This window comes from Microbulbifer marinus (assembly GCF_900107725.1).
GTDB lineage: Bacteria > Pseudomonadota > Gammaproteobacteria > Pseudomonadales > Cellvibrionaceae > Microbulbifer > Microbulbifer marinus.
In genome coordinates this window covers 750479-764060 of record NZ_FNQO01000002.1, presented here as the reverse complement: position 1 = coordinate 764060, position 13582 = coordinate 750479, and the positions used below count along the sequence as shown (strand labels likewise).

The 13582-nt window shown below is 50.1% G+C and carries 5 protein-coding genes; 1 reads left to right on the top strand and 4 read right to left on the bottom strand.

Going from position 1 to position 13582, the window contains the following annotated elements; all coding sequences use genetic code 11:
* Positions 1-57: 57 nt before the first annotated feature.
* The gene (locus tag BLW36_RS11270) at positions 58-636 is read right to left on the bottom strand and encodes a tRNA-uridine aminocarboxypropyltransferase (protein WP_091388302.1); all 579 of its coding nucleotides are present in this window, start codon (positions 634-636) and stop codon (positions 58-60) included.
* Positions 637-638: 2 nt separating this feature from the next.
* Between BLW36_RS11270 and BLW36_RS11265 the strand changes: the two genes are divergently transcribed.
* On the top strand, positions 639-1076 hold the full coding sequence (locus BLW36_RS11265) for a GNAT family N-acetyltransferase (protein ID WP_091388300.1): 438 nt from the start codon (positions 639-641) through the stop codon (positions 1074-1076).
* A 213-nt stretch (positions 1077-1289) separates the two neighbouring features.
* Here the strand turns inward: BLW36_RS11265 and BLW36_RS11260 are convergent, their stop codons facing one another.
* From BLW36_RS11260 to BLW36_RS11250, 3 genes are all read right to left on the bottom strand, one after another.
* On the bottom strand, positions 1290-4871 hold the full coding sequence (locus BLW36_RS11260; protein ID WP_091388298.1) for an AAA family ATPase: 3582 nt from the start codon (positions 4869-4871) through the stop codon (positions 1290-1292).
* Positions 4872-5095: 224 nt separating this feature from the next.
* Positions 5096-7204: a UvrD-helicase domain-containing protein gene (locus tag BLW36_RS11255; RefSeq protein WP_091388296.1), complete on the bottom strand. Its 2109-nt coding sequence runs from the start codon at positions 7202-7204 to the stop codon at positions 5096-5098.
* Positions 7205-7219: 15 nt separating this feature from the next.
* Positions 7220-13552, bottom strand: coding sequence for a DEAD/DEAH box helicase (locus BLW36_RS11250; protein WP_091388294.1), 6333 nt, complete (start codon positions 13550-13552; stop codon positions 7220-7222).
* Positions 13553-13582 lie beyond the last annotated feature (30 nt).

Here is a 13582-nt window from a genome sequence, read left to right as displayed (position 1 = left end):
GCTTCCGATTCCGTTTTGTCACTGGCGCCAGATGATCGTTAATTTGCTGCCGACCGGTTACGCACCAAAGCCCTGTTGCTGCAGTTCGATCATCTTTTCAAACGGCTTTAGCAAGCGCTCGCAATGCGCTTCCGGCTCAAGTTGCTGCATCGCCGCCACGATGCTTTCCAGTGTCGACAGGCTGTTGGCCAGCGAGGAATGGCGGATCTGGTAATTGGAGCTTAGCTCCCCCTCAAAGCTGACCCGCGACAGTTGCTGCAGTGCCGGGTGCAGGTGCAGTATTTTCTTGGATTTGCGCCAGGTAGCGTCGATCACCACCAGCTGCTCCAGATTCCGGGCTTGCGGAGTGCCGGTCTCTACCTGTACCACGGCCGGCAGCCAGTCCAGCGACGGATAGAGCAACGCCGAACGCGGCGCCAATAGCTCAGCCAACTCCGCCTCCGACAAGCTTTCCGCCACCACCAATTCACTGTTGCCCAGGCACAGGTGCGCCATGCGCCCGGTGTTGAACGGGTGCTTCTGTTCGAGGGGGTGCTGTATGATCAGCACCTTGATGCGATTGGCAATATGGACCAGTGCGCTGCAGTAACAGACGTTCAGTGGGCGTTGGCAGGTTGGGCAGATTTGGCGCGGCATAGATGAGTGACAATCAGAAGTTTTCGGCGCACTGGCTCTCTGAAGCAGAGATACCAATGGCCAATAAATTTTACCGCACGCACAAATTCCGCGGCAAAGCGCGGCGTCATGACCCCTGCATGGTAATCAGAGACCGAGACAACCAAATCATTGCCTGCGGCTGCCTGAGGCAGTTAACGGAGTGTCAATTACTCGCGGGGGTGGCCGTGGTGGAAGATTACCGCGGCCAGGGCGTCGCCCGGCTGCTGCTAAACAGCATGGCAGAATCTTTTAGCAATCGAACCTTCACGTTCCCCTACCGACACTTGATGCCATTTTACCAGTCGCTGGGATTTGCTGAGGCAGATAAGCATGGGCAGCCGTCGGCAATCCTCGATCGATTCAGCACCTACCAGAAACAAGGGCGCGATATCGTGTTGATGCGCTATCAAGTGCAATAGTAGCCAAATACCAGATAGAATTTGCCACTACACTTAGGGTTTCGACTTAGTCACCCTTTAACGAGCTAGCCGCTCAATAGCGCCTAACGTCCTATTACTTAATTGTAAGAAGAATCGTGTCAGGATAAGTTTAAGCCCGACACTCTTCTCCGCATATATACCAAGAATTTCGCCTAACTCTAGTTGTTCAGTGGATAGCGATCTCTGCCTAAACTATCCCAGCTTCTCAATTATGTCTGTCACCGCTTTGGAAAGATCTGGTCTCTCTTCGGTTATTAGCAATTGGCCAGGAAAGTTTGCGTCATACCAACGCTGCTTCTCTTCCCAGTGCTCTTTGTAGCTCGAATTTGAAAGCATTCCCAAGTGCTCCCAGAAATACGTTTCACCTCCAAACTGAATTGTAAAATCCGGTAAATACATCGTTCCATCTGGAGCAACCAAAGGCTTCTCATACCAAAATGGTATCTTCCTCTCATGCAGTATATTCGCAATAATTACCTCAGATTTACTGCGAACCATATCTCCAGTTAGGGACTCATGAAGTTTTCCCGCTTCGTACCAGTGTGGCTTGTTAGCCAAAAGATCATTGACTGGCTGAAACTCAAACAAAGACGAATTAATCATTTTTAGCGCAGACATCTCTGGCCTGGAATTATTGATCAGCGAATCAACACCCCCCTGCACAAATAATGTACAGTGATACTTAGCCCTCGTCAGTGCCGTATAAATCAGTTCCATACAAGCTGAATGGCTAGATTCCGGTAGGACAAAATACACGCGGTCGAATTCACTTCCCTGAGCTTTATGAACGGAGATCGCGTAAGCAAGTTCCAGATTACCTTCTGGTTTACTATTAGAGTTCGTACAGTAGTTTACGCTCAGGTTATCCTTCCCAGAGAATTTCACCGAAAAATTCTTAAGTCTAAACCCGGACCACTTACTGTCTTTAAAAAACTGCGTCCAATTTCCCGTTGGCACTACCCTGCCAATCTCACCATTAAAGACCTGAATATTATCCACCTTTCGTGTCTCAAAATTGAAAGCCTTTAACGGATTACTTTTTTGTATATTCCTTGTTTGAATCACCTTATCGAACATTGCGATATTGTCAATAAGACCGCGGCTTATCCAGTATTCACTTTTAAAACTCTGAAAGCGCGTATTTATGTGCTGAGTACCATATAATTCACCACGCACAGGTGACAAGATCTGTAATGCGTTGATATTGTTGTTAAGTAGATCACCAAGACGTTTTGCCTCAGACTTGTCGAGATTATCATCGCAGGTCACATCCTGAACTATCTGCTTTATAAGAACCTCTGATAAAGATTCTTCATCTTGCCAATATACTACTCGCAAGTCCTTATCGACTGACCCTCCTTCGTGAACTTTCTGAATTAATTTTTCTCGATCAGAATCACTTTTTTCATCTATAGAACCTAGTGGACGAACGTATGGATTAATAAAGAGATTCGCTAGCTCCAATATACCGCAACCTTGACCCCCTACCCGATTCTCCAACTGACGAAGATTTTCCGTTAACTCAACTAAATGATCTTCATATTTATCCCTAAGATAGCTAACGATATCCGCATAAACTTTACCAATACCTATTGGTGGAAGTTGAGCAGCATCACCAACTAAAATCAGGCGAGAAACAGTATTCCAATCGATAGCTCGGAAAAGAGTCGCCATTAGAGACAAGTCAATCATAGATGACTCGTCAATAATTAAAGTACTGTATAGATCTATCCGTTTGCCACCTTCACGCTTAAAAGCCATATTGTCGTGAAGCCAGCCATGGCTTGCCAGAAGTGAATGAATTGTTAACGTCTTTACGCCATCCACCCCAGACTCATGCAATGCTGAGCGAAGGCGGTCTGTAGCCTTACCCGTGGGCGCCAGAACGGCGACATTAGCGCCTTCACCATGTGCCTTTCTAACTGCTCTAATCAAAGCGGCGACAACGGTACTTTTACCCGTACCAGCACCACCCGTAATTGCACATAAGCGCTTTGAAATTACAGCTTCACATGCCACTCTTTGAGTGTCGACAGCAGCCTTATACTCTTCCGGAGCACTTCTTGCTAGATTACTCTGCTCTCGGTACAGGCAAGACGTCCAAAACGAATCACCCAGAGGACGCTTTAAGGAAATATCTGGGGCATTCAGGAGCTTACTTAGACTTTCTCTGATGAGGCATTCATCTTCCCAGACATTAGCGTCGTAAAGATAATTAACGCCACCTTCATTTTTTTGGACTATTGCCCCATCGTAGAAGGGTTTATCAACCTCCAGGTATCTCTCTGTAACGAGATTCTGCTTCCACTCAGGTTGAACCAGGATTCTTTTGTTGACCCTTTCAATCAACGTAGAGTCAGAAATAAAGGTTTGTTGATGAAATCCACGAATCGTTTCTAATAGTAAAGCTCGCAAACGCTCTTTTGAATTCTTTTTAAATAATGGATCGGCGGACAAGTTTGGTAAAGGCAGCATACCCCTATCTACTTTACTCCACCTGATTACGTCATGCTGGTCAATTCCTCTATATTGCTCAGAAATAAGATAGGGATTTTCAGCAATTTCATTCAGAGAAACTCGAAGGCCATTATTAGATCGGCCTTCACTTAGGATTGCCAACATTTGCTCGGATGTGAGCTCAATCCTAGCCAGCTTACTAATTAGAATATCTAGCTTGCCAGCTACTTCGATATCGATATATCTACGGATTTCTTCAAGCTCTTCAGTAAACGGGACAAAACCAACTATATGATCTTGCTCTCCTCGACAGAATGCGATTATCTCTTTGACTGCTTCTGCTTCTCTACCCGCTTCTACTTCTTGCTTAAATTCAGAAATAGCCTCCTCCAACCCTAATAGGTTGAGAGCCGCTGGCATTCCCGGGTACGCTCCCCTACTCCGCCAAAGCTCAGCAATAAGACTTTCGAGCCAATGAATACGTTGATCCCAATTTTCGCTATCATCATGCAGGTCATCGCGAACGATCCGGACCGACTCTAGGAGTTGCTCTAACAGCCCAAGCGCCTCGTCATCGCTTACCTGTTTGGTAGCGTACTTACATAAGCTACTGTTTTCAGGATATGCTGCAAACTGTTGTAAGACAGACGGTTTATCCAGATATCGATGATATGGCAAGCGTACTCCTTGCTCTGGATAATAAGAGCTGATGCCTCTTTGCCAGATAAAGCCTTTATATCTTTCTAGTACACGCTCAGAACAGCCTTCATAATAAATCGTTGGCATAACGTTTTTTATTCGTGCCACACCTACTAGCAAATAACGCTGCTCTTCATCATCACTCAGTGGATTCGAGTAGTTAGCGTAATAAAAAACTAGGCTTTTATTTGCTTCGACAGACTCAAAATGCTCTTCTGCATAAGCTAAGCGTTTATCATAATCGTACCGATTGCCAACCTTAACATCATCGCGGTTGTACATCGCTTCGTAAGGCCAGGTACAAGCCGTCGCAGGTGGGTTCTCCCAATACTTCGTTTTTGTATCATCGTTAAAAAAATCAGGCGGATCAGCCTTGATCTGATTAGCCTCTTCCGAAAAGGCAGAGCCGCTATACATGCACGCAGGAGGTTGTTCTAATTCGCTAAATTTTTTACCGGCGTGCTTTTTCTCCCATTTTAGATCCCGCTGCTCACGCACCAACTCGCCAGGATATGAGGAGCAGCCCACGCAGTAAGTATTTTTTGCCGGATTTTGGCAGATTCGTCCGTTCCATCCATCGTTATGCCAAGCCAACCGAAGTGTCAAATGGTTCGCCATAATACCTACTTCCTTTATTTTTCTAAGTTCTTATAAGGCTTATCGTAAGCAGCCCCCTGTCACACCGGAAATTCAGAGCTGCTCGCAGTCAATCTAACATCAATTTTCTAATTAACCCATGGGAGTTTCTATCGAAACTGATACATTCACTTCACAGCGATTCAAGCTATCCAAATTCACCCAAACCGTTTACGCAGACAATCCAGGTAATTACCACAAGAAATTTAGAACCATTCACTTCTTTCGCCATAAGAAAATAGATAAGCGAGCTTCCTCGCCCGCGTAAGACTCACATAGACCAAAGCACGCTCTTCTGCTTCCTTTTGTCTCAGCATAACCGGATCTCCAGCACTTTGGACAACAGAAGACAGTGGCACCAAACCTGAATTAGCGGAAGCGACGAATACTGCATCAAACTCGAGCCCTTTTACACGGTGCATTGTCGCCACATTTAAGCGACCTGATACTAGAGCCGCTGAACTACCGTCCAATTTGTGACACATAAGACCCAGCCGTTCAATGCAGCTACGTAAACGTTCAACTTCATTATTAGTTCGAGCGACTACACAACAAGCACTCGGATCAGAAGTTCCACTCCGTATGATTTCGATAATGGCCTGACATTGCTCATCCAATGTGGCAAAGCTCTGCTCAAGTGGTTCAGGCCCGTGCATCAACGAGTGATAGTACTGATGGCTGTCTGTACCACCATCCAGATCATCCACTTCCACCCCATGAAGTAGACTGACAGCCTTTTTCCTTGTTTCATCGGTGGTACGATAATTCAGTTTAAGACGTGAGCTACGACCACGGATATTGATTCCGCACTGGCCTAAAACAACTCTGTTCTTACCGTAGATACGCTGATGTCCATCGCCCACAATAAAGATGTCGTTAGCCCCTTCTGGAATCATTGCGCGCAATAGCTTAAATGCCTGCGACCCCATATCTTGGGCCTCATCAACGACTAAACCGCAGAAGCTTGGTCGCTTAGATGGATCCGCCTCCATAAGTAGGCGGGCGTCCCGATAAGCATCATCCGTTTCTCTATACTGTCGCTGGGTCAGTAATCGACGATACTCTGCGAAAACTGGCCAGATTGCGATTCTTTGAGCGCGACTCAAACGGGTACCGCGACCTATTCTGGATGCCCGCTTGTACTCTTCTACTGACGTAATCGACTGTGGCTGAATAACGTGTGACCACTCTTCCTTAAAGAATGCGAGGGATAGATCTTCATTTGCGGGCTTCTCTGAGTATGCTTGCTCCCAAAGCTCCCTCTCAAGATTACTGCTAGTTAGAAGACGGAAGTCATAACCTTGCGTCTTAAGAAAATTAATTACCCAAGCATCCAAATTGGTTACTTCAATCTTAGCGAAACTTTCATTTGAGCAAATTTTACTTAGATTTTCTCTTATATCGGCTGCTAGATTCTTGGTAAAAGTTGTGAATAGTACTTTGCTTTCTTCAGTCGCTACGTTGTTGGCCAGCCATTTTGCACGATGCATCGCAGCCACAGTTTTCCCGGTTCCCGCACCACCTAGAACACGCACGGGCCCATTTTTTCTACCATTGGCCAAGCGTCGCTGTTTCGGGTGCAGGAATACCCGCCACTTTTCCAGAGATTGTTCCAGAACTTCTAGAAGCTCAACCTCATTATCAGCAACTGTAAAATGAGCTTTAGACTCTGGCCGGCTTAGCGCACCAGCAAAGTCACTGGTATCAAATTCATCAGATCCTGGTTCAGGGACAACTTCATTGTAGGCTTCCTCGAATGTAGCGCCGGCCATGAGCATGAATAGTCCTTCATAGGCATCCTTGGGGATTTGGTCTCGGTCTAGGGCATTCTCCAAATCCGCCTCGATGGCCATTCCCCTGACTACCGGTATACTAGCTTCCGGCACACCAAGCTTTAGAAGCTGCCTGTCTTTAATCTGATCAAAAAGACCAGGACCGTTACTCTCAGTTTGGGTGACTACCTGCGGGAGCTGTTCGTGCTCCGCTACGGCGAAGACCTGGAGACACCCGGTACTTGGGTTGATTTCAATCTTGCGCTTGGCCGCCCAATCATAGGCATCGTCGTGATGTGCAATATAGAGCACCATATAGAGAGCATCCTGCTCAGCCACAGCCAAGATAATGCGTACATCCTGGTTGACCCGGATCGAGCGTAATTTTTCATCTTTGAATGCAGTCAGTTTTTCATAGTGGAGCCCACCATGTTGGGGGTTTTGTTGAAACTGCAAAAGCGCTTTATTCGCTTGACTTTGCTCCTTTGGCTCGAGTTGACTCAGGGCTGAAAAATACTTTTCTGAAAAAGCGATACTAACCATGTGATCCCCCAATAATTATTTAGCGCCTAAAGCGTGCTTGAGTTCGTCGGCTCCACTTACGACCGTCCACCCCAGCCTCTCGAAGGCCTCTCTTGAGTCCATTTGGGCATCTAGTAACAATGCGACTCTGCTAACTTCGAATGCAAGTTCGGCTTCACCGACAATCTCCCCGCTGTCAGCGAGCAGCTCATAGCCAACCTCAGGAACCTCTGGCCAATAGTCAATTTTGGCCATCAATTCCTCTGCTAATTCTGGATCAATTTCCGAAAGCCAAGCGCTAGCCCCACTTGTGGGCGAACTGTCGGGTACGGTTGCACTAGTTTTTACTGGCCAATGTAGCCCAGCCGCGGCTCCATCGGCCAGTGATGAGATGGTGTAAGCGTAGAAGCTTGAAAGGAACTGCAGAATGTTCACCAAGGTCCAGAAGCACTGCCATTGCGGTCGCGCTTCCCGCAACTTTGAACGCTCCATTTGATACGAGATAGCCAGTGCGGCATTTCCCAAATCAGTACCGTCCAGCGAGTTTGGTCCTGCAAGCATAGCCGACCCAATACACGCCATCGAAGCGGGATCCTGCCATTCGTAATTCGCTGCAGCGACTACATCTGCCGGCTGCCGGTCAATAAATTCCGCGGGGTACTTTTCCCATAAGGCCTTTACCGCCGTTCTCAAAGAGGAATCAGGAAATTGACGTGCGGGAAAGGTGGACAATGCAAATAGCCAGGATTGGGAACTGGAGAGTGAATAGTCTTGCTTATCCAAAAATGAGAGCAGATATTCAAAGTTAGTTTGAGCTGCCCACTCTTCTACAGGCTTAGCTCCTAACTGAGCTGTCAGTGCTTTCACGGCGACCGAAGAATGCTCGGAATGGATAAATCGGGAGAGCAATGGGACTTCCGATGCGCTGCCGCCCATGACCTGATTGATGTCATACCAATTCAAGGACCATACAACATAACCGGCATGCATTAATGCCTGCCTTTTCAATAGGTCATCCTGCACGATGTCGGCATGATATTCATAGCCATCAAGGAAGATCGCTACGGGCTTTTCCTCGGTACTCGATGGCCATAGGACAAAGTCAGCCTCAGATTTGAATTGGACACCCTGCGCAGGGCCGAGCAGAACATGAGGTTCTGCCTCATATTCACGAGTGCCAATAATCAAGCGAAATCCATTTTTGCGACGAACGACGTCGCGGAACACACGGACACGCTTGCCTTCGACAACCGGACGACCAGAGAACTTCTCAAGTGCTTCCGGAAAGCGAGCTTCGAGCTCACTGTCTACCCAGGAAGTGGATTTCATCCGGCTTAGATATTGGTCGGCTTTCTTCCAAGTTCGATCAGAATCAACGATCTCGGCTAGCAGCTCTAACGCCACCGACTTCCGAGTGTCTTCCATACCGTAGGAATTACGGTACTCAAGCAGGCAACGGTAACAACCATCCATGGTGCCACCGTAGCAATCGCATTCATTCATGACTTGAAACGCTTCGCGGAACACTGACTGCATGTTGAGCGCATCGCTTAGCAGGTCATGGAGATAGCCAGTTCCACCGGGAACGGAGTCATAGAGCACCAGAAAGTGCCTTTTCTCGTCCGTCTGGCCCACCGGTTCACTCTGGTAAGCGACGCGGAGATGATCGACCTTACCGCCAAAACGGCGCTTTAATCCAAGTTGCAATGCAGCAATAAATGACTGGAGCTGAGTTTCTGTGCCGCCACTTGATAGCCTTGGGACTAGAATGCGCAGCGCCTCTGATGTGAACTGTCGATAGAGGTAGAGGCAATTGACAATCCCTGGCTGCTGCCCTTGCTGACTGCCCGCATCCCGGCCGTTGTAAGTACAGGACTTTAGGTGAACTGCCGCACCACGGCGAGGCTGAACGGAGCCACAGTCCTCACATATTGGGAATCCTGCCCTGTTGAGGTTCTGTCCTGCCACTTCAAACTGAAGGGAATCCTGGTCTCTACGCCCAAAATTTACCTCTAAGAAGCGCGCTTTTCGAACAAACTCAAACCCAAAGGGACGCTGATCGTCGTCCAGGATCCATGTTATCTCCACATCTTCCGGGGCGAAGTCGATTAGCATCTGCTTGTTGAAGAATGCGGGCTCTCGATCATCTGAGCGGTCATCGAGCATGGCGTCCTTCGCGTTCGTAAACGCATAGACCTGTGTCATCTTGAGCATCCGCGTCCGAGCTGATTGATCCGCCCACATTGGTGATGCACAGCGAGGACATGCGGCCGCCTGGAAGCCGCCGTTGGGATCTTCTTGCGGAGTCGAATAATGACACCGGGGACAGAAACGCCATTGCTGTATATTGCGTCCCTTGGACGTCTCGACACGGCTGATCTTCACCCGACGGTTACCGGCATAAAATACCGACTCAGGAGCTAGCTCCGTCAACGCGGCCTGGGCAGGTCGCTGGTATTCGTACTCTCTCTTCACCAGTTCCCGCTCACCTTCCTTTTTCTCAGTACGGAAAATGATCGAGTGCAGCGTGGCGCCCTCCTCAGGAAAGGCGTAGTTTGGTAGCAATCCCTCATCAGTGAAGAAATTCAAGGTTTCGCGTTGGTTTAGTCGCCAGCGCAGCCGCTTGTAGCCAGTCAGCTCTTGGTCTATCTCTTCAATTTGGGCTTTTCTATGCTCATCATCCGGCTGCTTTTCAAGCAGCTTAAGCTGTTTCTGTAGTGACGCGATGTTATTAGCAATGCTGCTCCGCTCTTCTACCACCTGCTGTAAACGCCCATTTACATACAACTGCAGGTGATCGTCTTGGTGCTGCGGGCCGCCAAATAGGTACTGGCCCAGCAGTTCACGATTATCCTCGTCCAGCCCGGAAGCGACAAATTCACAGAAGTCTTCCCAAATCTGCTGCATATTGTTGCGGATATAGTCCAGCAACGTATAAGGAAAGGCCCCTCCCCGATTCGACTCAACCGCATCCAGTACGGGCTGCATACGCGTAGGAATCTGGTTGTCACCACGACTATCCCGTGTCCAGCAATCCATCGCATAGGCCAGTAACTGCCGTCTCAGAACGTGGCGGGCTTTCAAGAAAATTGCTGGGGGTTCTATCGGCGCTTCCAGCATCCGCTTCGGGTCGGCATAAAAGACCAGGTCATGGGGGCGGCCATTCGCCAACGTCAAGACAAAGCTGTTGCCATCACGGCGTCCGCCACGGCCAACCCTTTGCAGGTAATTGGCTTGCGCCGGAGGGACCGAACAGAGCAGCACACTGGACAGGTCACCAATATCAATACCCATCTCAAGAGTCGGGGTTGCGGAAAGCAGGTTGTATTCCCACGGACCGTCCCCGGCGATGAAACTACGTTCAACCTCTTCCCGGTCTTCCCGTGCCAGTAGACCAGTATGTTCATGAGCAATTACCCGATGCACATCGCCGTGTCGATATAATGACTGGTACAGCGACGCGCGAACAGGACCTGATTCCGTATAAACAACATGGTGGCCTAGCGCCTCAATAAGCGGCGCGCCGATCCACTCTCCCGCACGGTCCTTTGCAATATGCAGCGGACGATGGTTGTCGGAGGTCAGTGCGATCACATCGGTTGCCAGCGCCAGACGTTCAGGCTCGATACCCCAATAACGCGTACCTTTCTTAGAGACTCCATCGCGCAACAAACCGGCCGCGACAAGCGCATCCAGTGCGGACTCCAGAATTTTGTCACGATGCAGTGGATCCAGGAGCTGGTCTGGAACGACTGATGCGAACCACCGCTGATACCAAGTCTGAGATTTGGCCGAAAGCGGATCAAAGCCCGCCTCGGCTTTCAAAGCAGGGAAATGTGGGCGGGGGCTGCTGGGCCCCAAGCTGGGAGTAAAGCTCAACTTGTTGAGTAAATACGCCAGGGATCCCTCATACAGATACGTATCAAATTCTCGCAGCCAAACGGCGCCCCGTTGCACCATATGCTGCATCAGGCCGTTCAGAAGAGTAGCCGCTTGTGAAGTGGAAATTTCGAAGCCTAAAGCGTTGTATACCTCTGATGCCCACGATTCCGAATGGTTAGAAACAAGATCGGGATCCCAAGTTACTGCCGCAATACCCACCCGGTTCAGCGAGCGCCCTACTTGGCTACGCCAGGTCAGATCTTCGAGCGCCTCCCACAATATGCGTTCCCGGATCAACCCGAGCAGAGGTGCAGGATCCACTACCTTCCCGGTCCGCTCGAACTCCTCGAAGTCACCACGATAGCGTGCATCAGGCGGCATAAACTCTCGCAGATACCGTTCAAGCGGTAGCTGCCCCCCTTCGGACTCAAGCCACACTTTCTCGAAACGCTGTTGAACCCCCAGCAGAGAAAGAGGACCGCTACAGCCATCCAGCACATGGGTGAGAGCCATGCGGATGTTGTTGTGCCAGGTACGTGCGCTGAAGAAGCCTGCACGGTGTGTGGCATCCTGCACCGAGTCGCTAAAGGCAATCAATTTCTTATCGTCATTGTCCCGACTGCTGAACAACTGATGGACAGCGACGGCACTCAGGCTCGCAGCGCGCGCACCGAAAATAATGAGTCCTCCGCTGGCACGGCAGTAAGGGCAGTGATTCTCGTGCACCACCCGATTGACACCACCATTTCGCACCGACTTCTGCATGCGAGGTCGCAGTACTTTTATCAGGTCGGCCTTATCGGCCTGGCAGCCCGGACAGTCTCCGTCGTCAGTGGCGGAGGTAAGCGTGCCGCAATAGCGGCATACACGGTAGTCACTGCCTTCCTCAGCACCCAGTTTGTCAGCGCCTCCCGGAAGTAATACAGCGGTTTCTGCGTGGTTGCCAAAGAAACCTGAGTAAATGCTGGAAAGATCCGATACCACCTTTTGGCCAATGATCTGCCCACTTTCAATACGCGTTAGCCAAGCAGTTCCGTGGCATTCCCGACACTGAACAAGCGGCAACCTAAGTAAGCTGCGCTCCTCGTTCAGCTTATCGTCGGCAAATGACAGCAGTGGCTCTTCGTCCGCGGGAACCGCACTGCCTTCCAAACGCGCAACAATACGTCGAAGCTCCCTAGCCCACAGCTGTACCCGCAACTGCACCAACGGCTGACCATGCTCGTTTCGGGCCTGCGCCAGAAGCGCCAACAGAGCCAACACCACGTACTCGGGATTTTGCGCAAAAGACTTCGGAACCCGGCTCAACATCATTTTCCTAAGCTCGCCAAGTGCCGCGGTACTGCTACCCAATTGGCGCAATAGGTTCGAGAGCTGCCCATGGGTGCGCAGCTGCCAACCCAGCTCGATGCGCCCTTCTTGGGTCAAAAGTGATTCCGTGGGGGGCTCACAGAAATACAGCTCATAGGCCGCATTCAGATAGGCTTCCAAGTCCTGCGACAGCGCGCCACTCAACCGCTCCGGTGCAAGGTCCGCATTGAGGTTGAGGTACTCCAGCACGCCGATGAACTCGGCCTCGGTCTGTCGCTGCTCCGCGACCACGGCGTTGCCCGTAAAGGGACTGGAAAACACATCCTCCGCGTATCGCAGTAGACCGGTTGCCTGCTCTGGCGAGCCGAGGGTTGCCGATGTACCTACGTTGATCAATTGCTTTTGCGCGATATTAAAACGCGCTCGAAGCCGCCGGATGAGCAGCGCCAAGTCTGTACCTTGCGCCCCGTCAAACGTATGCAGCTCATCCACCACCAGATAACGGAGCGTGCTAGGGCCATTGTGCGCCCAGAGCGCTTGATCCTTTGGCCGCATCAACAGGTAGTCGAGCATCTTATAGTTGGTGAGCAGAATGTCGGGGGGGCTCTGCCGTAGGGTCTCCTTACAGGCTATGACGCCTTCTTCGGACATTTCCTTTTGTGCACTATGTTCGCCGCCCCCCACAAATAAGCCGACTCGAGTACCTTTGAGCCCCGGCTGTGAATGGATAACCTTGGCAAAGCGTTTAGCCTGGTCCGTTGCCAGAGCATTCATGGGATAGATCACTATCGCCTTAATACCGGGGCCACGATTACGCTTGCAATGATCCAATACCGGATAGAGAAAGCACTCGGTCTTACCGGAGCCCGTACCAGTTGCCACTAAGGTATTGCTAGCACTGCCGTTAGAAGCCAGCCGCTGCCATGCCTGCTCTTGGTGTGCATAGGGTGGAAAGTCGGTCTGAAACCCGGAAAACCAGTCTCGCGTTTCTTTACCACCACGAAATGGCAAGCCGATAGAAATAAACGGCCCCTTAATGAAAGCCTCGCCCTCCAGTTGCTCATCGACCAAGCGGCGGAATTCACCGGCAAACGGGGGCGTCTCCGTCTCGAAACCGGTAACGATAAACTCGCGCAGTGCGCTTGCGACTTCGTTAGCAAGCAGGCCTGGGATCATAATGCGTCCTTAAACTTTTGAGCCGCTACT

Bases quoted from the DNA above. Each gene is read 5' to 3' on its own strand.
- BLW36_RS11270 (WP_091388302.1), bottom strand. From the start codon at position 636: ATGCCGCGCCAAATCTGCCCAACCTGCCAACGCCCACTGAACGTCTGT.
- BLW36_RS11265 (WP_091388300.1), top strand. From the start codon at position 639: ATGAGTGACAATCAGAAGTTTTCGGCGCACTGGCTCTCTGAAGCAGAG.
- BLW36_RS11260 (WP_091388298.1), bottom strand. From the start codon at position 4,871: ATGGCGAACCATTTGACACTTCGGTTGGCTTGGCATAACGATGGATGG.
- BLW36_RS11255 (WP_091388296.1), bottom strand. From the start codon at position 7,204: ATGGTTAGTATCGCTTTTTCAGAAAAGTATTTTTCAGCCCTGAGTCAA.
- BLW36_RS11250 (WP_091388294.1), bottom strand. From the start codon at position 13,552: ATGATCCCAGGCCTGCTTGCTAACGAAGTCGCAAGCGCACTGCGCGAG.